17 protein-coding genes are annotated in these 20412 nt (G+C 70.2%); 11 read left to right on the forward strand and 6 right to left on the reverse strand.

What is annotated here, in order from left to right; all coding sequences use genetic code 11:
• Positions 1-23 precede the first annotated feature (23 nt).
• Positions 24-869 carry a glutamate ABC transporter substrate-binding protein gene (locus tag ACH4DZ_RS38460; protein WP_398293358.1) on the reverse strand — a complete coding sequence of 282 codons (846 nt, stop codon included), beginning with the start codon at positions 867-869 and terminating at the stop codon, positions 24-26.
• A gap of 58 nt (positions 870-927) precedes the next feature.
• Positions 928-1704 (reverse strand): amino acid ABC transporter ATP-binding protein, encoded by a 777-nt coding sequence (locus ACH4DZ_RS38465; protein ID WP_398293360.1) that lies wholly within the window; start codon positions 1702-1704, stop codon positions 928-930.
• A gap of 313 nt (positions 1705-2017) precedes the next feature.
• Here ACH4DZ_RS38465 and ACH4DZ_RS38470 point away from each other — a divergent pair, with 313 nt between their 5' ends.
• Together ACH4DZ_RS38470 and ACH4DZ_RS38475 are read left to right on the forward strand one after the other, a co-directional pair.
• A complete protein-coding gene (locus ACH4DZ_RS38470) occupies positions 2018-2704 on the forward strand; it encodes a response regulator transcription factor (protein ID WP_398293362.1) in 687 nt (228 codons plus the stop codon).
• A 9-nt stretch (positions 2705-2713) separates the two neighbouring features.
• Entirely contained in the window at positions 2714-4120 is a 1407-nt protein-coding gene (locus ACH4DZ_RS38475) for an ATP-binding protein (RefSeq protein WP_398293365.1), read from the forward strand.
• Between the two features lie 94 nt (positions 4121-4214).
• On the opposite strand, the gene ACH4DZ_RS38480 is transcribed toward ACH4DZ_RS38475, so the two are convergent.
• The gene (locus ACH4DZ_RS38480; RefSeq protein WP_398293367.1) at positions 4215-5210 is read right to left on the reverse strand and encodes a TAXI family TRAP transporter solute-binding subunit; all 996 of its coding nucleotides are present in this window, start codon (positions 5208-5210) and stop codon (positions 4215-4217) included.
• 135 nt (positions 5211-5345) lie between these two features.
• Here ACH4DZ_RS38480 and miaB point away from each other — a divergent pair, with 135 nt between their 5' ends.
• Genes miaB through ACH4DZ_RS38495 form a run of 3 tightly spaced genes read left to right on the forward strand, consistent with a single transcriptional unit; the run spans position 5346 to position 7976 of the window.
• Positions 5346-6866 (forward strand): tRNA (N6-isopentenyl adenosine(37)-C2)-methylthiotransferase MiaB, encoded by a 1521-nt coding sequence (gene miaB / locus ACH4DZ_RS38485; protein ID WP_398293369.1) that lies wholly within the window; start codon positions 5346-5348, stop codon positions 6864-6866.
• A gap of 35 nt (positions 6867-6901) precedes the next feature.
• Positions 6902-7171 (forward strand): hypothetical protein, encoded by a 270-nt coding sequence (locus tag ACH4DZ_RS38490; RefSeq protein ID WP_398293371.1) that lies wholly within the window; start codon positions 6902-6904, stop codon positions 7169-7171.
• A gap of 34 nt (positions 7172-7205) precedes the next feature.
• A complete protein-coding gene (locus tag ACH4DZ_RS38495) occupies positions 7206-7976 on the forward strand; it encodes a class III extradiol dioxygenase subunit B-like domain-containing protein (RefSeq protein ID WP_398293373.1) in 771 nt (256 codons plus the stop codon).
• A 456-nt stretch (positions 7977-8432) separates the two neighbouring features.
• On the opposite strand, the gene ACH4DZ_RS38500 is transcribed toward ACH4DZ_RS38495, so the two are convergent.
• The gene (locus ACH4DZ_RS38500) at positions 8433-8849 is read right to left on the reverse strand and encodes a hypothetical protein (protein WP_398293375.1); all 417 of its coding nucleotides are present in this window, start codon (positions 8847-8849) and stop codon (positions 8433-8435) included.
• A gap of 183 nt (positions 8850-9032) precedes the next feature.
• Between ACH4DZ_RS38500 and miaA the strand changes: the two genes are divergently transcribed.
• From miaA to hflX, 6 genes are all read left to right on the forward strand, one after another.
• Positions 9033-9971, forward strand: coding sequence for a tRNA (adenosine(37)-N6)-dimethylallyltransferase MiaA (miaA, locus tag ACH4DZ_RS38505; RefSeq protein ID WP_398293377.1), 939 nt, complete (start codon positions 9033-9035; stop codon positions 9969-9971).
• A 108-nt stretch (positions 9972-10079) separates the two neighbouring features.
• Positions 10080-10601: a hypothetical protein gene (locus ACH4DZ_RS38510; RefSeq protein WP_398293672.1), complete on the forward strand. Its 522-nt coding sequence runs from the start codon at positions 10080-10082 to the stop codon at positions 10599-10601.
• 124 nt (positions 10602-10725) lie between these two features.
• A complete protein-coding gene (gene dapF, locus ACH4DZ_RS38515) occupies positions 10726-11595 on the forward strand; it encodes a diaminopimelate epimerase (protein WP_398293379.1) in 870 nt (289 codons plus the stop codon).
• 169 nt (positions 11596-11764) lie between these two features.
• Positions 11765-13906 (forward strand): RelA/SpoT family protein, encoded by a 2142-nt coding sequence (locus ACH4DZ_RS38520; protein WP_398293381.1) that lies wholly within the window; start codon positions 11765-11767, stop codon positions 13904-13906.
• A gap of 224 nt (positions 13907-14130) precedes the next feature.
• On the forward strand, positions 14131-15654 hold the full coding sequence (locus ACH4DZ_RS38525) for a M1 family metallopeptidase (RefSeq protein ID WP_398293383.1): 1524 nt from the start codon (positions 14131-14133) through the stop codon (positions 15652-15654).
• 250 nt (positions 15655-15904) lie between these two features.
• A complete protein-coding gene (hflX, locus tag ACH4DZ_RS38530; RefSeq protein WP_398293385.1) occupies positions 15905-17398 on the forward strand; it encodes a GTPase HflX in 1494 nt (497 codons plus the stop codon).
• A gap of 156 nt (positions 17399-17554) precedes the next feature.
• Here hflX and ACH4DZ_RS38535 read toward each other — a convergent pair whose 3' ends face one another.
• A complete protein-coding gene (locus ACH4DZ_RS38535; protein ID WP_398293387.1) occupies positions 17555-18754 on the reverse strand; it encodes a trypsin-like serine peptidase in 1200 nt (399 codons plus the stop codon).
• A gap of 199 nt (positions 18755-18953) precedes the next feature.
• Positions 18954-20183, reverse strand: a complete 1230-nt coding sequence (locus ACH4DZ_RS38540) for a trypsin-like serine peptidase (RefSeq protein ID WP_398293389.1) — start codon at positions 20181-20183, stop codon at positions 18954-18956.
• Positions 20184-20412 lie beyond the last annotated feature (229 nt).

The raw sequence follows: 20412 nt of genomic DNA on the forward strand, positions 1-20412 counted from the left end.
CACCGGTCAGGACGGATCCCGCTTTACTTGACGACGTCGCCGATCTTCGGGGCGGGCTCGTTCTTGTATCCGGCCGGGCCGAAGTTGGCCTCCACGGCCTTGTCCCACGACTTGTCGGAGACCATCTCCTCAAGAGCCGTGTTGATCTTGGCCTTGAGGTCGCTGCCCTTCTTGATGCCGATGCCGTAGTTCTCGTTGGTCATCTTGAAGCCGCCGAGCTTGAACTTGCCCTTGAAGTTCGCCTGCGAGGCATAACCGGCGAGGATCGAGTCGTCCGTGGTCAGTGCGTCGAGCGCGCCGCTCTGCACACCGGTCAGACACGCGGAGTACGTCGGGTACTTCTGCAGCTGGGCCTTCGGGGCGAGCTTGTCCTTGACGTTCTGCGCCGAGGTCGAGCCCGTGACCGAACACAGCTTCTTGCTGTTGAGGTCGGCCGGCGACTTGATCGAGTTGTCGTCGGAGCGGATCAGGACGTCCTGGTGGGCCAGGAGGTACGGGCCGGCGAAGTCGACCTTCGCGGCGCGCTCGTCGTTGATCGAGTAGGAGGCGGCGATGAAGTCGACGTCACCACGCTGCAGCATGGTCTCGCGGTCGGCGCTCTTCGCTTCCTTCCAGGTGATCTGGTCCTCGCTGTAGCCGAGCTTCTTCGCGACGTACGTCGCCACGTCGACGTCGAAGCCCGCGTAGCCGTCCGGCGTTTTCTGGCCGATGCCGGGCTGGTCGAACTTGATGCCGATCGTGATCTTCTTGTCGCCACCCCCGGAGGAGGAGCTGCTGCTGTCGTCCTTGTCGTCGGAACCGCACGCGGTGGCGGCGACAGCGAGTGCGAGGACGGCGGCCGAGGCGGCGGTGACCCTGCGGAGCTTCATGGTGAACATCCTTTGAGTGGTGAAGGAGTGCGATCCGGCGTGCGGGTGACGTAGGTCGTCAGTGGTGCAGGATCTTCGACAGGAAGTCCTTCGCCCGGTCGCTGCGCGGGTTGCTGAAGAACTGGTCCGGCACAGCCTCTTCGACGATGCGTCCGTCCGCCATGAAGACGACGCGGTTGGCCGCCGAACGGGCGAATCCCATCTCGTGGGTGACTACGACCATCGTCATTCCGTCACGCGCGAGCTGCTGCATGACTTCCAGGACCTCGTTGATCATCTCCGGGTCGAGAGCCGACGTCGGCTCGTCGAAGAGCATGACCTTGGGACCCATCGCCAGCGCTCGTGCGATCGCGACACGCTGCTGCTGCCCGCCGGAGAGCTGCGCGGGGTACTTGTCGGCCTGGGCGGAGACACCCACCCGGTCGAGCAGAGCGCGGGCCTTTTCCTCGGCGTCCTTCTTGTCCGCCTTACGGACCTTGAGCTGGCCCAGCATCACGTTTTCGAGCACTGTCTTGTGTGCGAACAGGTTGAACGACTGGAACACCATGCCGACGTCTGCACGCAGACGGGCGAGTGCCTTGCCCTCCTCGGGCAGTGGCTTTCCGTCGATCGTGATCGAACCCGACTCGATCGACTCCAGCCGGTTGATCGCGCGACACAGGGTGGACTTTCCGGACCCGGAGGGTCCGATGACCACGACAACCTCACCACGGGCGATGGTCAGATCGATGTCCTGAAGTACATGCAACGCACCGAAGTGCTTGTTGACGTTCTTCAGTACGACCAGATCGTCGGCCGCGGGCAGGGCGTCCTTGGTCACCGATACTTCGGTCATCGGCCTCTAGCTCCGTCCTCCTCGGTTGCGGAGGACAGTAGTGACGCCGCACGATCAGCGTCATCACATCTGAGGGGAAATTGAGCATAACGATCCGGCGGCGAACAGACACTCTTCGTGAAGGCCGCCTCGGGCGCGTACCGGCTGCGTAACGGATGCGGGCCGCGCCCCGAACACGCTTGACGCCGTCGGCGTCCATCGGCCTGACTGCCAGGGGACACGCGCGCGTGGCCGAGTCCGACCGCCGAGAACGTAGGTCCTTCCACTGTCTACGCGCCGACGACGTACGAACGATGAACTGAAGGGGGCCGTGATGAGACTGCTCCTCGTCGAGGACGACAACCACGTAGCAGCCGCTCTGTCCGCGGTCCTCGCACGCCACGGTTTCGCTGTCACACACGCCCGCAGCGGCGAGGAAGCCCTCCAGGCACTCGTTCCGGAAGGCAACGGCTTCGGAGTGGTGCTCCTCGACCTCGGCCTGCCCGACCAGGACGGATACGAGGTCTGCGGCAAGATCCGCAAGCGGACGAGCACGCCCGTGATCATGGTCACCGCGCGCGCGGACGTACGCTCCCGGATCCACGGACTCAACCTCGGCGCCGACGACTACGTGGTGAAGCCCTACGACACCGGGGAACTCCTCGCCCGTATCCACGCCGTCGCCCGGCGCACCGTCCCCGACGACGCGGCGACCCCCGGTGACGACGCGCTGCGCCTGGGACCCGTACGCATCGAGCTGCCCACCCGGCAGGTCAGCGTCGACGGTTCGGTCGTCCAACTGACCCGCAAGGAGTTCGACCTGCTGGCGCTCCTCGCCCAGCGGCCCGGAGTGGTCTTCCGGCGGGAGCAGATCATCAGCGAGGTCTGGCGCACCAGCTGGGAGGGGACCGGCCGCACCCTGGAGGTGCATGTCGCGTCGCTGCGCTCCAAACTGCGCATGCCGGCCCTGATCGAGACCGTGCGCGGCGTCGGCTACCGGCTCGTCGCGCCTGCCGCGTAGCGGGCCCCGGTGCGCACACGTCTTCTTCCGCTGCTCATCGTCCTGATGGCGGCCATCCTGCTCGCCCTGGGCATCCCGCTCGCCGTGAGCCTGGCGGCCGCCCAGCAGCAGAAGGTGGTCGTCGACCGCATCGACGACACGGCGCGCTTCGCGTCCCTGGCCCAGTTCGTGGCCGACCGCCCGGAGGGTTCACGGGTCAGCGCCACGGAACAGCGCGGCGAGACGCTCCGGCAGGAACTGGGCACGTACCAGAGGCTGTACGGGATCAACGCGGGCGTCTTCTACCGCGACGACGACATCATGGCCAACGCGCCCGAGGACTGGACCATCCCCAGGAAGGGCGAGGTCCGCGCCGCCTTCGACGAAGCACTCCAGAGCCGCCGCAGCCATGACCCGGCGCAGGTCTGGCCGTGGCAGCGGGACCGTCTCGTCGTCGCGTCCCCCGTCATCCGGGACGGTGACGTCGTCGCGGTCGTGGTCACCGACTCGCCCACCGGACAGATGCGGTCCAGGATCCTGCACGGCTGGCTCGTCATCGGCGCAGGCGAGACCGGCGCGATGCTCCTCGCGCTCGGCGCCGCGCTGCGTCTGACCGGCTGGGTGCTGCGGCCCGTGCGCGTCCTCGACGCCACCACCCACGACATCGCGACCGGCCGCCTGAAGTCCCGGGTCGCCGCCGCCGGCGGACCGCCGGAACTCAGGCGCCTGGCCCGGTCCTTCAACGAGATGGCCGACAACGTCCAGGAGGTCCTGGAGCAGCAGCGCGCCTTCGTCGCCGACGCCTCGCACCAGCTGCGCAACCCCCTGTCCGCCCTGCTGCTGCGCATCGAACTGCTCGCGCTGGAACTGCCCGAGGGCAACGAGGAGATCGCTGCCGTCCGTACGGAGGGCAAGCGCCTGGCCCATGTCCTGGACGACCTCCTGGACCTCGCTCTCGCCGAGCACGCCGATGCGGACCTGCGGCTCACCGACATCGGCGAACTCACCGCCGAACGCGTGGCCTCCTGGTCGCCGGTCGCCGACGACAAGGGAGTACGGCTCGTCGGGACGTGCCCGGCGACGACCGCGTGGGTCGACGCCGTCGCCCTGTCAAGCGCCCTGGACGCGGTCATCGACAACGCGCTGAAGTTCACGCCCGAGGGAGAGTCCGTCGAGGTCGGGGTGGCCTCGAACGGGGAGGTCTCGACGATCGTCGTCACCGACCGCGGACCCGGCCTGAGCGACGAGGAACTGACCCGCGTCGGCGATCGCTTCTGGCGCAGCGCGGGCCACCAGAACATCAAGGGCTCGGGCCTCGGCCTGTCGATCTCCCGGGCGCTGCTCTCCGCGGGCGGCGGCTCCATCGCGTACGCCCACCACGAGCCGCACGGGCTGAAGGTGACGGTCACGGTGCCCCGGACGATGTCCGGGGCCTGAGCGGGCGTACAGAGGCCTACAGAGGGCCTACAGGGGGCCGGGGAGGGTGTGCTCAGTACCCACCGCCGGTCGGGGGCCGCCCGTGGCCGGGCTGCTACGGCTTGTTCGAGCGGTAGTAGCGCTGTGCGCCCTCGTGCAGTTCCAGCGGGTCGGTGTAGATGGCGGTCCGCAGATCCACGCGCTGTGCGGCGTGTACCTCCTTGCCGATGCGGTCGCGACTGTTGATCACTGTCCGGGTCATCCCCTCGGTGAGCGTCGCGTCCGTCCCGGCCCGCGTCACCAGCAGGTTCGCCACCGCCACCGTCGGTACCGCGGCATCGTTGCGGTCCCCGTGGTAGGTGTCCGCGGGCATCAGGGCCGACCGGTAGTAGCTGGACCCCGCGCCCGGCTGGTGCAGTCTCGCGACCAGGTCGGCCGTGATCGGGACCAGCTTGATGTCGAAACGCTCGGAAAGGTCGGTGACGGCACCGGTCGGCAGCCCGCCGGACCAGAAGAACGCGTCGATCTTCTTCTTCTCCAGCATCTTCGGCATGTCCGCGATACCGGCGTACACCGGCTTGACGTCCTTCGGACCGAGGTCGGCCGCCGCCAGCACGTGCCTCGCGATCAGGAGCACCCCGGAACCCGGCTGTCCCATCGCCACCTTCTTGCCCTTCAGGTCCGCGATGGAGTTCACCGGGGAGTCCTGGGGGACGACCACGTGCACGTAGTCGTCGTACAGCCGCGCGCAGCCGCGCAGCAGGTCCGCGCCGGGTTTGCCGCTCTCCTTGTACTTCTCGACCGCGTCGGCCGCCGCGATGGTGAAGTCGGCCTTTCCGGTCGCCACCCGTGCCACGTTCTCCTGGGAGCCCTCGCTCTGTCGCAGGTCCACGTCGAGGCGCGGCATGTCCTTGGCGAGCGCCTCCTGCAGCAGGTTTCCGTACAGCTGATACACGCCGGTCCGTGTCCCCGTACTGAAGACGACCTTCCCGCCCGGCGAGCTCTCGCCCAGCGGCAGCAGCCACCACAGGAGCAGCCCGAAGGCCACGAAGGCGGCGGCCGAACCCTGCAGGGCCCGGCGTCGGCCGGTGGGGGAGAGTGCCTGGAACATGCGCGCGATCCTGCCAGCTCACCGGCACGGATGACCAGGGCGGTGCCTGGGGGGCGCACTCGGGGCTCCACGGGGTGGGGCGCACTCGGAGCCCGGGGGGCGGGGCGCACTCCGGGCACCACCTACCCTTGTCGCATGAGCAGCAGCGACCGGAGCCGGGCAGTGGACCTGACCAGAACGTACGAAGTGCGCACTTACGGATGTCAGATGAACGTCCACGACTCCGAGCGGCTCTCCGGGCTGCTGGAGGGCGCCGGTTACGTGCGCGCTCCCGAAGGCTCCGACGGGGACGCCGACGTCGTCGTCTTCAACACCTGCGCGGTGCGGGAGAACGCCGACAACCGCCTCTACGGGAACCTCGGCAGGCTTGCGCCGATGAAGACGAAGCGGCCCGGCATGCAGATCGCCGTGGGCGGCTGTCTCGCCCAGAAGGACCGCGACACCATCGTGAAGAGGGCGCCCTGGGTGGACGTCGTCTTCGGGACGCACAACATCGGCAAACTCCCCGTCCTCCTGGAGCGCGCCCGCGTCCAGGAAGAGGCGCAGGTCGAGATCGCCGAGTCCCTGGAGGCGTTCCCGTCGACGCTGCCGACCCGCCGCGAGAGCGCGTACGCCGCCTGGGTCTCCATCTCCGTGGGCTGCAACAACACCTGCACCTTCTGCATCGTCCCGGCGCTGCGCGGCAAGGAGAAGGACCGCAGGACCGGCGACATCCTCGCCGAGATCGAGGCCCTCGTCGGCGAGGGCGTCTCCGAGATCACCCTGCTCGGGCAGAACGTGAACGCCTACGGCACCGACATCGGCGACCGTGAGGCCTTCAGCAAGCTCCTGCGGGCCTGCGGGAAGATCGACGGCCTGGAGCGGGTGCGCTTCACCTCGCCGCACCCGCGCGACTTCACGGACGACGTCATCGCCGCCATGGCCGAGACCCCGAACGTCATGCCGCAGCTCCACATGCCGATGCAGTCCGGCTCGGACACCGTCCTTAAGGCGATGCGCCGCTCGTACCGCCAGGACCGGTTCCTCGGGATCATCGACAAGGTCCGTGCCTCGATCCCGCACGCCGCGATCACCACCGACATCATCGTGGGCTTCCCCGGCGAGACCGAGGAGGACTTCGAGCAGACCCTCCACGCGGTCCGCGAGGCCCGCTTCGCGCAGGCCTTCACGTTCCAGTACTCCAAGCGCCCCGGTACCCCCGCGGCCACCATGGAGGGGCAGATCCCCAAGGAGGTCGTGCAGGAGCGCTACATGCGCCTGTCGGCCCTCCAGGAGGAGATCTCCTGGGACGAGAACAAGAAGCAGGTCGGCCGCACCCTGGAGCTGATGGTCGCCGAGGGCGAGGGCCGCAAGGACGGCGCCACGCACCGCCTCTCCGGCCGCGCCCCCGACAACCGCCTGGTGCACTTCACCAAGCCCGACGCCGAGGTCCGCCCCGGCGACGTCGTCACCGTAGAGATCACGTACGCCGCCCCGCACCACCTCCTCGCCGAGGGAGCCACGCTGGACGTGCGCCGCACGCGCGCGGGGGACGCCTGGGAGAAGCGCAACACCGCCGAGGCCGCGAAGCCCGTCGGCGTCATGCTGGGGCTGCCGCAGATCGGTGTCCCGGAGCCGCTGCCGGTCGCCGCGGGCAGTGGTTGCGGTCTGGACTGACGGCCTGGCACATGACGGGCGGGAAGGAGCATCACGTGTTGCCCTGCAGGGTCTCGTTCACCGAAGAGGCCGCCCAGGTGCGCGACAGCCTGCCCGCCGACCGGCGTGACGTGCTGGAGCGCGGCCTGGCCATACTGGTGACCGAGCCGCGGCACAAGCTCTCCCATTCCGTTCGCGGCGACGAGTCGACGCGTGAGATCGCGTTGTCGCGCAACCTGTTCGTCGAGTACGTGATCAGCGACGGCAAACTGGTTGTTCTCGTGCTCACCGTCATCGACCTCTCCGACGTGCTGATCGAGGACTGACACCCGGCCGCCGCGCGGGGTTACGCTGCCGATCATGCTTGTCGCCGCGGCCGTGTGCCCCTGCCCGCCCCTGCTCGTCCCCGACGTGGCCGCGGGGGCCGCGCCCGAACTCGACGCCGCGCGTGCCGCCTGCACGGACGCCCTGGGAGTACTGGCCGCCGCCCGCCCGGACCGGCTGGTGGTCGTGGGCCCCGCCGAGGAGAGCGGTCGCGGGCCGCATCCGGAGGGCTCCCGCGGTTCGTTCCGCGGCTTCGGTGTCGACCTCGGCGTGCGGCTCGGCGGGAACGGACTCCGGAGCGGAGTCGGCACCTCCGAGGGACCGGCCGCGCCCTCCTCCGCGGCAGCCGGACGTGTGCTGCCGGCCGCACTGCCTGCCTCGCTGGCGGTCGCCGCCTGGCTGCTCGGCCGTACGGACTGGTCGGACGCTCCTGTCGAGGGCCTCGGCGTGGGGGAACCACTCGCCGCCGAGCGGTGTATCCAAGTCGGGCAGCAGATCGCCGCCGGAAGCGGGAGAGTCGCACTGCTGGTGATGGGCGACTCCAGTGCGTGCCGCACGCTCAAGGCGCCGGGCTACCTGGACGAGCGGGCGGCCGGCTTCGACGCGGAGGTCGCGCGTGCGCTGGGCACAGCGGACGTGGCCGCTCTCAAGGCCCTGGACGCCGAGCTGGCGTACGAACTGAAGGCTTCTGGCCGGGCCCCCTGGCAGGTGCTCGCAGGCGCGGCCCAGGAAGCGGACCTCGACGGCACCCTGCTGTACGAGGACGCCCCCTACGGCGTCGGCTACATGGTCGCGACCTGGTCGTAGCGCCGCTTGGGGCCTGCGGCTAGGGGCTAGGGGCTAGTGAGGGTCCAGGGGCGACCGCGCCGAGCGCCTGCCGGCCCCGCCCAGCCCCGTCAGGGTGGGGCCGCCCTGTCAGGGGCGCGGGGAACTGCGCGACCAGCCACGGCGGACCGGCACCCGAGGGCAGACGCATTCGCCCCGCCCGGCCACAGCGCCGACCGCGTGCCGACCGCGCCCAGCCCAGCCGCCCCAGGGGCGCGGGGAACGGCACGACCAGCCCACAGCGCACCCGCAGTCGACGAACGCCCCCTGGCGGCCAGCACAGCCCGCAGGGCCCGCATGGCGCGATCCGCAGGACCCGGCCTCCCGAGAACACGGCGGACGCCCCGGAGCCGCGATCGCTCCGAGGCCGTCCGCCGAAGTGTGGTCGCTCACGACGCCGAGGACGGCACCCGCGCGGGCGACGGAGGCGTCACGCCGTCACTGACGGGCGTTCTCGCCGACCTCGCTGTCGGCAGCCTTCTCGGCGGACTGCTGCTTCGGGATCTCGACGGCCTCCGCCGCGGACTCCCCGCCCTCGACGGACTCCGCAGCCGCACTCGCGGTCGCAGTCGAAGGCGCGGTCGCAGTAGCGGACGCGCTCGAAGAGGCGGCCTCGGGCCCGGCGACCGCGGCCTCCGGCCCGCCCCCGGCGTCGGTCGAGCCCTTCGTCGCCCCCTCCGAAACCGGTTCAGCCCCCGCTTCCGTCGAAGTCTCCGCGTCGGATCCGGCCGTCAGACCGTCCGTCCGCGCCCCGCCGGTCGACGCCTCCTCGGGCCCGTGGGACTCGGACCCTTCGGACTCCGACCCCTTTGATTCAGACCTCTCTTTACGAAGAAGCCATGCAAAAACGCCCATTTCGTCTCCATACCCTGCTCGTGTGGGCGAAATTCCGCGTCTCCCGGTGCGTCCCATTGCGTCGCCCGGGGTCACCGGTTCTCGAAACCGGCGGCTGGAACCTCGCAACAGGCAACGACCCCCGCCCCGTACCGTCACGTAGCTCGTTCGAGAAGTGGGCCCCGGGTTTGCGAGACTGTGACGGTGAGTAGAGCAGCTCCCGTTCCGCGGGTCATCGCCGTCGTGGGTCCCACCGCGGCCGGAAAGTCCGATCTCGGCGTCCACCTCGCCCAGCGCCTCGGCGGTGAGGTCGTCAACGCAGACTCGATGCAGCTCTACCGGGGGATGGACATCGGCACCGCCAAGCTGACGCCCGAGGAGCGCGGCGGTGTTCCCCACCATCTGCTGGACATCTGGGACGTGACGGAGACGGCGAGCGTCGCCGAGTACCAGCGGCTCGCGCGCATCCGCATCGACGCGCTCCTCGCGGAGGACCGCTGGCCCATCCTCGTGGGCGGCTCCGGCCTGTACGTCCGAGGTGCCGTCGACCATCTCGAATTCCCCGGTACGGATCCCGAGGTACGGGCCCGCCTGGAGGAGGAGCTCACCCTGCGGGGCTCCGGCGCCCTGCACGCCCGGCTCGCCGTCGCCGACCCCGAGGCCGCCCACGCGATCCTGCCGAGCAACGGCCGCCGTATCGTCCGGGCCCTCGAAGTCATCGAGATCACCGGCAGACCCTTCACCGCCAACCTCCCGGGCCACGACTCCGTCTACGACACCCTGCAGATCGGTGTCGACGTGGCGCGCCCCGAGCTCGACGAGCGCATCGCCCGCCGGGTGGACCGCATGTGGGAGGGGGGCCTCGGGGAGGAAGTGCGCGCACTGGAGGCGCAGGGGTTGCGTGAAGGGCGTACGGCGTCGCGCGCGCTCGGCTACCAGCAGATGCTCACGGCGCTCTCCGGGGAGTGCACCGACGACGAGGCGCGGGTCGAGACCGTACGTGCCACCAAGCGCTTCGCGCGCCGTCAGGATTCCTGGTTCAGACGCGATCCGCGGGTGCATTGGCTCAGTGGGGCCGCGGCGGATCTCACAGAACTTCCGCAGCTTGCGCTGGCGTTGGTCGAACGACCGGTCACAGCCTGATCACGTCCTGGCATCGGGACGCTCCGGCCGTCATCCGGGCCTCTGGGGCCGTGCCATCATCGAGCTTCGATCGACCAAGTGGAGTCCGAGTGGGGAGGGCGCGTGGCGATGGAGGCCGGCCCTCGTGACACCGCACCAGGCGCGGAGCAGGACACCGTCACCGGCGGGGTGCACGACACCGCACAGGACCAGCAGGACCCCGACGGGGACCGGCTGAGCCCGGACGGCCCCGACGAGATCATCGGTGGTGTGACCGCGGACGGTCCCGAGCCCGATGAGATGTACCCGGGGCCCGAGGTCGAGGTGGAGCTGCGCCCGCAGCGCCGCATGCGTATCTGGCAGCTCGCCCCCATCGTGAGTCTCGCCGCTCTCGGCTCCCTGATGTTCGCCTTCCCGCTGGCCTTCGACTTCGGCGACAGCGGAGCCATGATCGCCATGCTCGGCCTGCTGATCTGCTCCTGCGCCGCGGGCTGGGGAATGATGGCAGCCCGCCGCGTGGGTTACACGTGGCCCGGCCTGCCGCAGCGCGGTTCGGGCCGCCGCCCCGACTGGCGCGTCGCGATCGCGTACGCCGTCCTCGTCGCCGCGGCCGTGGTGCTCGCGGTGTGGCGCGTGGCCCGCCTGCGCTGAGGCCCTCCGGGAACCTCCGCGGCACGGCGTCACGCCCGCGCGGTCGCCTGCCGGACCGTTCGGCCGCGCTGCCGTGACCGGGCGGGCATGCCGGGCTGTCGTACCGACCCCTTACGATCGAGGAATGAGCACGCGGATCGCCTTCCTCAAGGGGCACGGGACCGAGAACGACTTCGTGATCGTCCCGGATCCCGAGAACACCATCGACCTGCCCCCGGCCGCCGCCGCGGCCCTGTGCGACCGCCGCGCGGGCATCGGCGGGGACGGCCTGCTGCATGTCGTACGGTCCGCCGCGCACCCCGAGGCCCGCTCGATGGCGGCCGAAGCGGAATGGTTCATGGACTACCGCAACGGCGACGGCTCGATCGCGGAGATGTGCGGCAACGGAGTGCGTGTGTTCGCCCGCTACCTCCAGCGCGCCGGACATGTGGCCGAAGGGGACATCGCGGTCGCCACGCGCGCGGGCGTGAAGACCGTGCATCTCTCCAAGGAGGGCAACATCACCGTCGGCATGGGCAAGGCGGTCCTCCCCGAGGGCGACGTCACCGTGACCGTCGGCGACCGCAGCTGGCCCGCCCGCAACGTGAACATGGGCAACCCCCACGCCGTCGCTTTCGTCGAGGACCTCGACCACGCCGGACATCTGTACGCCCCCCCGCCGTTCAGCCCACTGTCCGCGTACCCGGACGGCGTGAACGTCGAGTTCGTCGTCGACCGTGGCCTTCATCACGTTGCTCTGCGTGTCCATGAGCGGGGCTCGGGCGAGACCCGCTCGTGCGGCACGGGCGCGTGCGCCGTGGCCGTGGCCGCGGCGCGCAGGGACGGCGCCGACCCCGCCGTGACCGGCACACCGGCCACATACACCGTTGACGTGCCCGGCGGTCGGCTCGTCATCACTGAGCGCCCCGACGGCGAGATCGAGATGACCGGGCCCGCGGTGATCGTCGCAGAGGGTGAGATCGACACCGATTGGCTCGAAAACGCGACCCCCTGAACCTTCGCTCGAATGGGTGATCCGTTTCACGCTCGGCCAGAGGCGGTCAGTCGGGCGTGGTGGGCTCGGTAGCATCAAGGACCGGCCCGGACGGGGGAACGACGCCATCCCCAGAGCCGCGTACGCCATGGGGCGCCCCGTCCGCCGGTCAACGCAGCCGGAGGTGCCCATGAGTGCGGAGGCCACGAACCCCGCGACGCCCGGCCCCATCACGCCCGCGGTGCAGCGCAGGCGGGGCCGCCCCCGGATCGATCTGCGGCGCCTGGGCCGGGCCGCTCTCCTGGGGCCCGCGGGCCGCGACCGGCTGCCCGACGCGATCGGCCATGTGGTCGAGGCCCACCGGGCCCACCACCCCGACGCCGACCTCGACCCGCTGCGCCGCGCCTACGTCCTCGCCGAGTCCTCGCACCGCGGCCAGATGCGCAAGAGCGGCGAGCCGTACATCACGCACCCGCTCGCCGTGACGCTGATCCTCGCCGAACTGGGCGCGGAGACCACGACGTTGACCGCCTCCCTGCTCCACGACACCGTCGAGGACACGGAGGTGACGCTGGATCAGGTCCGCGCCGAGTTCGGCGAGGAGGTCCGCTATCTCGTCGACGGCGTGACGAAGCTGGAGAAGGTCGACTACGGAGCGGCCGCCGAGCCCGAGACGTTCCGCAAGATGCTCGTCGCCACCGGCAGCGACGTCCGCGTGATGTCGATCAAACTCGCCGACCGGCTGCACAACATGCGCACCCTCGGAGTCATGCGGCCCGAGAAGCAGGAACGCATCGCCAAGGTCACCAAGGACGTCCTCATCCCGCTCGCCGAACGCCTGGGTGTCCAGGCGCTCAAGACCGAGCTGGAGGACCTGGTCTTCGCGATCCTGCGCCCCGAGGAGTACGCCCGTACGCGCGAACTCATCGTCACGAACTCCTCGCGCACCGACGATCCCCTCGCAGAGATCGCCGAAGAGGTGCGCGGAGTCCTGCGTGAGGCCGGTCTGCAGGCCGAAGTCCTCATCCGGCCACGGCACTTCGTGTCCGTGCACCGCGTCTCGCGCAAACGCGGCGAGCTGCGGGGCGCAGACTTCGGCCGCCTGCTGGTCCTCGTGAACGAGGACGCCGACTGTTACGGGGTCCTCGGCGAACTGCACACCTGTCTCACCCCGGTGGTCTCGGAGTTCAAGGACTTCATCGCCGTTCCCAAGTTCAACCTGTACCAGTCGCTGCACACGGCCGTGGCCCGCCCCGACGGCCAGGTCGCCGAAGTCCTCATCCGTACGCACCAGATGCACAAGGTCGCCGAGGCCGGCGTCATCGCGCTCGGCAATCCCTACGCCTCTCCCGCGGATTCCGCGGAGGAGCAGACCGACGGTGACGGCTCCCGCCCCGCCGACGGCGAGCGCGCCGACCCCACCCGCCCCGGCTGGCTGTCCCGCCTCCTCGACTGGCAGGAGGCCGCGCCGGACCCCGACACGTTCTGGTCCACCCTCCGCGAGGACCTCGCCCAGGACCGGGAGATCACGGTCTTCCGTCCCGACGGAGGCACACTCGGACTGCCCGCGGGTGCCAGCTGTGTGGACGCCGCCTACGCGCAGTACGGCGAGGACGCGCACGCCTGTATCGGCGTACGCGTCAACGGCCGTCTGGCGAGGCTGAGCACGGTTCTGAGCGACGGAGACACCGTTCAGCTCCTCATGGGTCAGGACCCGGCCTCGGAGCCCTCCAGGGAGTGGCTGGAGCACGCGCACACGCCCGTCGCGCGGATCGCCATCACGCGCTGGCTGGCCGCACACCCGGCGTCCGCCGCGTCGTCCGAAGCCCCCGCCGAGACCCGCCGCCCGGCCGCGGACGGGCCCGCCGCCCGCCCGGCCGCCGCGGACGTCGTCGTCGACCGGCCCGGCGCGACCGTACGTCTCGCGGGCTGTTGTACGCCCGTACCGCCGGACGCGATCACCGGGTTCTCCGTGCGCGGGGGAGTGGTGACCGTGCACCGCGTGGAGTGCGCCGCGGTGGAGCGCATGAAGAGTGTGGGGCGCGCGGAGGTGGAGGTGCGCTGGGGCGACAGCAGCGAGTGCCGTGTCACGCTCTTCGCGGAGTCCTTCGGGCGGCCCCATCTCCTCGCCGACCTCACCGAGGCGATCGCCCTGGAGGGCGTCGCCATCGTCTCGGCGACCGTCGAACCGCCCAGCCAGCAGCGCGTACGCCATACGTACACACTGCAGCTCCCGGACGCCGCACATCTCCCAGCCCTCATGCGCGCCATGCGCAACGTCCCGGGCGTCTTCGACGTAAGCCGGGCCCACCACCAGTCGACTGCTCCGTAGCGAGTCGGCGCGGCTTTTTCGGGCCCCTGCGCGGGGCGGGCGCGTCGCAGGGTGCGGGTGCGTCGTGGCTGGTCGCGCCGTTCCCCGCGCCCCTCAGGGCAGAAGACCGCGATCGCCGGTGCGGGGGCGCGAGAGACTCCCCGAGGGCACGCGAAGGCGGCCGTTCGGGTGGCTCCGGCGCGAGTCGGCACCGCGAGCTCCCCACGCGCTGATAGCCGTGGTCCATGCTGCGCACCCGTACAACCCTCCACAGCGCCGGGACGGAAACCCCCAGGGACTCCCGACAGCGGCGGCTGCGAACCGCGTTCCTCGCGACCGCCGCATCCGTCTGCCTCATCGCCGCGAGCGCCCCCGCACCGTCACCGCTCGGAATCGGCGACCGTCTCTTCCCCCACCTGGGCAACCCCGGGTACGACGTCACGGCGTACGACCTGGCCTTCACGTACTCGGGCAGCAACACGAAGCCGCTGCCGGCCGTCACCGTCATCGAGGCCCGTACGACGGACTGGCTGGAGCAGTTCAATCTTGACTACTCGCACGGAACAGTGCGATCCGTCGAGGTCGACGGCGAGCCCGCCGAGTTCCGGAGCGCCGGCGAGGACCTGGTCGTCACGCCCGCCGAAGCGCTGCCGCCCGGCATCCCGATGCGCGTCACCGTGCACCACGACAGCGACCCGGTCTCCACGAAGGACCAGCAGAGCGGCTGGGTGCGGACCGAGGACGGGCTCGCGATGGCCAACCAGGCCGACGCCGGACACCGCGTCTTCCCCGGCAACGACCACCCCTCGGACAAGGCGGTGTTCACCATTCGGGTCACCGCCCCCGACGGCTACACGGCCGTCGCCAACGGCCTCCCCGTAGGGACGACCCGCCGTGCCGCGGGCACCACCTGGACCTACCGCACCGAGCACCCCATGGCCACCGAGCTGGCACAGGTGTCCATCGGCCGCTCCTCCGTGGTGCGCCGAAACGGCCCCGGCGGTCTGCCCGTACGCGATGTGGTGCCCACCAAGGACCGCGAGCTGCTGGAGCCGTGGCTCAAGAAGACCCCCGACCAGATCGCCTGGATGGAGGAGAAGGTCGGCGACTACCCCTTCGAGACGTACGGGCTGCTCATCGCCGAGGCACGTACCGGCTTCGAACTGGAGACACAGACGCTCTCCCTCTTCGAGAAGGACCTCTTCGCCCGGACCGAGTACCCGAAGTGGTACGTCGAGTCGATCATGGTGCATGAACTGGCCCACCAGTGGTACGGCGACAGCGTCTCCCCGCGCACCTGGTCCGACCTGTGGCTCAACGAAGGACATGCCACCTGGTACGAGGCACTCTTCGCGGAGGAAAGGGCCGACAGGCCCATGGAGGCCCGGATGAAGGCCGCCTACCGGTCGTCCGACACCTGGCGCAGGGCCGGCGGACCGCCCGCCGTCCCGAAGGAGGCCGAGCCCGGCCAGAAGCTCAGCATCTTCCGCCCGAACGTCTACGACGGCAGCGCCCTCGTCCTGTACGCGCTGCGCGAGGAGATCGGCCGCCCCGCCTTCGAGCGGCTGGAGCGCGCCTGGGTGAGCACCCACCACGACGGTGTCGCCGACACGGCGGACTTCGAGCGCCTGGCCACGGGCATCGCGGGCCGCGATCTGAGCGGCTTCTTCAAGGCGTGGCTCTACGCGGAGAAGACCCCGCCCATGCCGGGGCACCCGGACTGGAAGAGCGCCGCGCCCGCCGAGAAGGCCGCGAAACGCGCCGGGTGACTCCGTGAAACGCGCCGGGTGACCCCCGCGCAGCGCGCCCGGTACTTCCCGAAAGGCGCGCTCCGTAACCCCCGGGAATTCGAGTGACGAGACGGGGCGTGCCGTGCGAACATCTTCACGTCGACGACACTTCAGGTCGGCGGCACGGCCCCGTGGGCCCGGGCGGGAATCTCCCGGCGGCCCCGGACGTTGAGGCCAGTGACGGGCGAGGAGTCCGTCACCCCGGTATCCCCATCGACGTAAGGACCCAATGACCTCCTCTTCTTCCCCTTCCCAGGACACACAGAGCCTCGCGCAGAACCACCCCGACGGTCTTCGGGCCGATGCCCTGATGGAAGAGGACGTCGCCTGGAGCCACGAGATCGACGGAGAGCGGGACGGCGATCAGTTCGACCGCTCCGAGCGTGCGGCCCTGCGCCGCGTCGCGGGCCTCTCCACCGAGCTTGAGGACGTCACCGAGGTCGAGTACCGACAGCTCCGTCTGGAGCGTGTGGTCCTCGTCGGTGTGTGGACCTCGGGGACCGCGACCGACGCGGACAACTCACTGGCCGAGCTGGCCGCCCTCGCGGAGACCGCGGGAGCGCTCGTGCTCGACGGTGTCATCCAGCGCCGGGACAAGCCCGACGCGGCCACCTACATCGGCTCCGGCAAGGCCAACGAGCTGCGGGACGTCGTGATCGAAACCGGCGCGGACACTGTCATCTGCGACGGTGAACTGTCGCCGGGCCAGCTCATCCACCTCGAAGACGTCGTCAAGGTCAAGGTCATCGACCGGACGGCCCTGATCCTCGACATCTTCGCCCAGCACGCCAAGTCCCGTGAGGGCAAGGCGCAGGTCGCTCTCGCGCAGATGCAGTACATGCTGCCGAGGCTCCGCGGCTGGGGTCAGTCGCTGTCCCGTCAGATGGGCGGCGGCGCGGGCGGCGGGCTCGCCACCCGTGGCCCCGGTGAGACCAAGATCGAGACGGACCGGCGCCGCATCCGCGAGAAGATGGCGAAGATGCGCCGGGAGATCGCGGACATGAAGACCGGCCGAGACATCAAGCGCCAGGAGCGCCGTCGCCACAAGGTGCCCTCGGTGGCGATCGCCGGCTACACCAACGCCGGCAAGTCCTCGCTGCTCAACCGCCTCACGGGCGCGGGCGTACTCGTCGAGAACTCGCTGTTCGCGACCCTCGACCCGACCGTGCGCCGGGCCGAGACCCCGAGCGGGCGGCTGTACACGCTGGCGGACACCGTCGGCTTCGTACGGCATCTGCCGCACCACCTCGTCGAGGCGTTCCGCTCCACGATGGAGGAGGTCGGCGACTCCGACCTGATCCTGCACGTGGTGGACGGTTCGCACCCGGCGCCGGAGGAGCAGCTGGCCGCCGTGCGCGAGGTCGTCCGCGACGTGGGCGCCACCAAGGTGCCCGAGATCGTGGTGATCAACAAGGCGGACGCGGCCGACCCGATGGTGCTCCAGCGGCTGATGCGGAACGAGAAGCGCTCCATCGCCGTCTCGGCTCGTACCGGCCAGGGCATCGCGGAGCTGCTCGCGCTCATCGACGTCGAACTGCCGCACCCCTCGGTCGAGCTGGAGGCCCTCGTGCCCTACACGCTCGGCCGGCTGGTGGCGCGCGCCCACGCCGACGGCGAGGTCCTCTCCGAGGAGCACACCCCGGAGGGCACCCTGCTGAAGGCGCGGGTGCACGAGGAACTGGCGGCGGAGCTCGCTCCGTACGTGCCGGCTCCGGCGGCCTGAGCCCCGCACCGCACCGCGTGTAAGCGCACCGGGCGTACGTAACCGCGACGAAGGCCCGTCCCCCGGAAGTGATCCACGGGGGCGGGCCTTCGGTGTGCGCACTTCGTGCTGGGTACTGCTTTCGTGCTGTGTACTGCGCGCAGGCGCGTACGGCGGCTACTTGGCGCCGTACTCCTCGCTCATGTTGTCGTAGATGGCCTTGGCGCTCTTGCCCAGTTGCGGACCGGCCAGCCAGGTGCTGTCGGACGGGCCGATCGACGTGTTCGAGACGAGCACGGTCTTGCCGTCGACCACCCGGAACCAGCCGCCGCCGGACGAACCACCGGTCATCGTGCACCCGATGCGGTACATGGTCGGCAGCCCGGCGCCGAGCGAGAGCCGGCCCGGCCGGTCGACGCACTTGTGCATGATCAGACCGTCGAAGGGTGCCGCCGCCGGGTAGCCCCACGCTCCCATCGTGCCCGCGTTCGCGGCGGCGGGCGTGGAGAAGTCGACGTCGAGCGCGTTGCCGACCGTCTCCTCCAGGGACTTGTCGCCGGCCTCCGGCTTCACGTGCAGCACCGCGTAGTCGTACGGGGCACCCGCGCCGCCCGACTCCGAGCCGCCCGCGATCCACTCGTCGGAGGTCGAGGCCCAGTCCGCCCAGAACTGGCCGTACGGGGCGATCTCCTCCTGCGTGGCGTCGCCCAGATCGGCTTCTGACTTGCCGAGGTCGTTGTAGGCGGGCACGAAGGCGATGTTGCGGTACCAGCCACCGCCACCGCCGGCGTGCACGCAGTGACCTGCGGTCCACACGAGGTTGGATTTGCCCGGGTTGCGCGGATCCGAGACGACCGTGCCGGAGCAGACCATCGAACCCTCGGGGGAGTCGAAGAAGACCTTCCCGACCGGCGCGGCGTTCTCGTGGTACGGGGTGTTCTCGCGCTCCGCCCTGACCGGGGCGGGCGCCGGGTCGCTGACCCCCTGCTCGGCCGCCGCGTCCTTCGTGGAGACCGTCTTCCGCGGGTCCTCGGCGGAGGTCATCCGCTCGGGCTTCCAGAGTCCCTCGATCACCGGGTTGACGAAGTCCTGGGCCTCACTGAGCCACTTGTCCTGGTCCCAGTTCTTCCACTCGCCGTCCTTCCAGTCGTCGACATCGATGCCGTGCTCCTTGAGCCTGTCGGCGATGTCGGCCGGAATTTCGATCTTGTCGGAACCGGAGGACTCGGAACCCGTGGCAGCCGGCTTGTCGGCGGCCTTGTCGTCCCCCGAGTCGCAGGCGGTGCCGGTGAGCGCCAGGGTCGCGGCGAGTCCGGCGGCGGCGAGGAAGCGGCCCCGCCCGCGACTTTCCGCGAAGGACGGACGTGTGGAACGCATGGTGTCGTTACCCCCGATAGAACGTGTATTTCTGACCTTCGGGTCGCGCACATGGGCGGAACCCGTGCCACCGCGACAACCCCACCGCGACAACCCCGCTGTGCCCGGGAATCACTGTGCCAGGGAATCGGGGACGAACGGCGGCCGGGCGGTGAATGTCTGCGTGAGGCCCACCCTGCCGCCGTCCGTCCCCGTGCGGCTACTGCTGTGCCGCGTACTTCTTGCTCACCGCGTCGTAGATCCCCTTGGCCTCCGTGCCCAGGTGCGGACCCGCCAGCCAGCCCGCGGTCACCGGGCCGATCGAGGTGTTGGAGACCAGCGCGGGCTCGCCGTCCGAGCCCGCCGCGATCCAGCCACCGCCCGAGGAACCACCGGTCATGGTGCAACCGATGCGGTACATCGTCGGGTCGGACCTGACGAGCGAGAGACGGCCCGGCTGGTCCGTGCACTGGTACATGGTCTCCCCGTCGAACGGCTTCGCCGCCGGGTAACCGGTCGCGGTGATGTCCCCGACCTCGGACACGGCCGGAGCGTCGAAGTCGACCGGGAGCGCCGAACCGACGGTCTCCTCCAGGGACTTGCCGTCCCCACCCTTCTCCGGCGTCACATGGATGACGGCGAAGTCGTACGAGGCACCCTCGCCGCCCGTCGGGCCGCCCTGCTCGATCCACTGGTCCGAGGTCTGCGCCCAGTTGCCCCACCAGACGCCGTACGGGGCGACCTGCTCCTTGGTGGCGTTCGCGCTCTCGCTCGCCGACATGGCGCTGTCGTTGTACGAGGGCACGAAGGCGATGTTGCGGTACCAGCCGCCTTTCTTGCCCGCGTGCACACAGTGTCCCGCGGTCCACACGAGGTTGGACTTGCCCGGGTGCGCCGGGTCCTCGACCACGGTCGCCGAACAGACCATCGTGCCCTCGGGGGAGTCGAAGAACACCTTGCCCGCCTCGGGCACGTTCTCGTGGTAGCCCGCCGGAACGGCCTTGGCCTGCACGGGCGCCGGCTCGGGGTCGGTCACGCCCTGGTCGCCCGAGAGGTCGTTCTCGTCGACGCCCTTGCCCTGGTCCGGGTCCTCGGCCTCGCGCATACGGTCCGGGTCCCACAGGTCCGCGATGACCGGGTTGATGTAGTCGCCGGCCTCGCGCAGCCAGTCGTCCTTGTCCCAGTCCTTCCAGGCCCCGCCCTTCCACTTGTCGATGTCGACGCCGTGCTCCTTGAGCCGGTCCTTGATGTCGTCCGGGATCTGGATCTTGCCGTCACCGGCCGCGGCGGCGGACGTCTCGGCAGCCGCGTCGGCTTCCTTGTCCGCGCCGCAGGCGGTGGTGGTCAGAGCCAGCGCGGTGGCCAGGCCCACCGCGGCCAGCACGGGGGAGATTCTGCGGCGCGGGCTCCTCCCTCGACGGGCGGCGAAGAGCGGACGTATCGGTCGCATGGTGTGAACTCCCCCTGGAGGTGAACGAACAACTCTGTGCTGCCACACGGGACTTCGTACGGATCCGGGGACCCGTGCGTACCCGACGTGGACCGTGGGTGCTGATCAGCGAGGATCGCCGAACGGCACCACAGACTATGCCGTTGCTGTGGGGGACTTCCGACGGAGCCGCAACGGTTCCGTCACGGCAAGGATCTCCGGCCCGCCGTTGCCCCGCGCGGTCATCGTC

It is taken from the genome of Streptomyces sp. NPDC017991 (genome assembly GCF_044328075.1).
GTDB lineage: Bacteria > Actinomycetota > Actinomycetes > Streptomycetales > Streptomycetaceae > Streptomyces.

Coding starts and splice junctions, on each gene's coding strand:
- ACH4DZ_RS38460 (WP_398293358.1), bottom strand. CDS start 869: ATGAAGCTCCGCAGGGTCACCGCCGCCTCGGCCGCCGTCCTCGCACTC.
- ACH4DZ_RS38465 (WP_398293360.1), bottom strand. CDS start 1,704: ATGACCGAAGTATCGGTGACCAAGGACGCCCTGCCCGCGGCCGACGAT.
- ACH4DZ_RS38470 (WP_398293362.1), top strand. CDS start 2,018: ATGAGACTGCTCCTCGTCGAGGACGACAACCACGTAGCAGCCGCTCTG.
- ACH4DZ_RS38480 (WP_398293367.1), bottom strand. CDS start 5,210: ATGTTCCAGGCACTCTCCCCCACCGGCCGACGCCGGGCCCTGCAGGGT.
- miaB (WP_398293369.1), top strand. CDS start 5,346: ATGAGCAGCAGCGACCGGAGCCGGGCAGTGGACCTGACCAGAACGTAC.
- ACH4DZ_RS38495 (WP_398293373.1), top strand. CDS start 7,206: ATGCTTGTCGCCGCGGCCGTGTGCCCCTGCCCGCCCCTGCTCGTCCCC.
- ACH4DZ_RS38500 (WP_398293375.1), bottom strand. CDS start 8,849: ATGGGCGTTTTTGCATGGCTTCTTCGTAAAGAGAGGTCTGAATCAAAG.
- ACH4DZ_RS38510 (WP_398293672.1), top strand. CDS start 10,080: ATGGAGGCCGGCCCTCGTGACACCGCACCAGGCGCGGAGCAGGACACC.
- dapF (WP_398293379.1), top strand. CDS start 10,726: ATGAGCACGCGGATCGCCTTCCTCAAGGGGCACGGGACCGAGAACGAC.
- ACH4DZ_RS38520 (WP_398293381.1), top strand. CDS start 11,765: ATGAGTGCGGAGGCCACGAACCCCGCGACGCCCGGCCCCATCACGCCC.
- ACH4DZ_RS38525 (WP_398293383.1), top strand. CDS start 14,131: ATGCTGCGCACCCGTACAACCCTCCACAGCGCCGGGACGGAAACCCCC.
- hflX (WP_398293385.1), top strand. CDS start 15,905: ATGACCTCCTCTTCTTCCCCTTCCCAGGACACACAGAGCCTCGCGCAG.
- ACH4DZ_RS38535 (WP_398293387.1), bottom strand. CDS start 18,754: ATGCGTTCCACACGTCCGTCCTTCGCGGAAAGTCGCGGGCGGGGCCGC.
- ACH4DZ_RS38540 (WP_398293389.1), bottom strand. CDS start 20,183: ATGCGACCGATACGTCCGCTCTTCGCCGCCCGTCGAGGGAGGAGCCCG.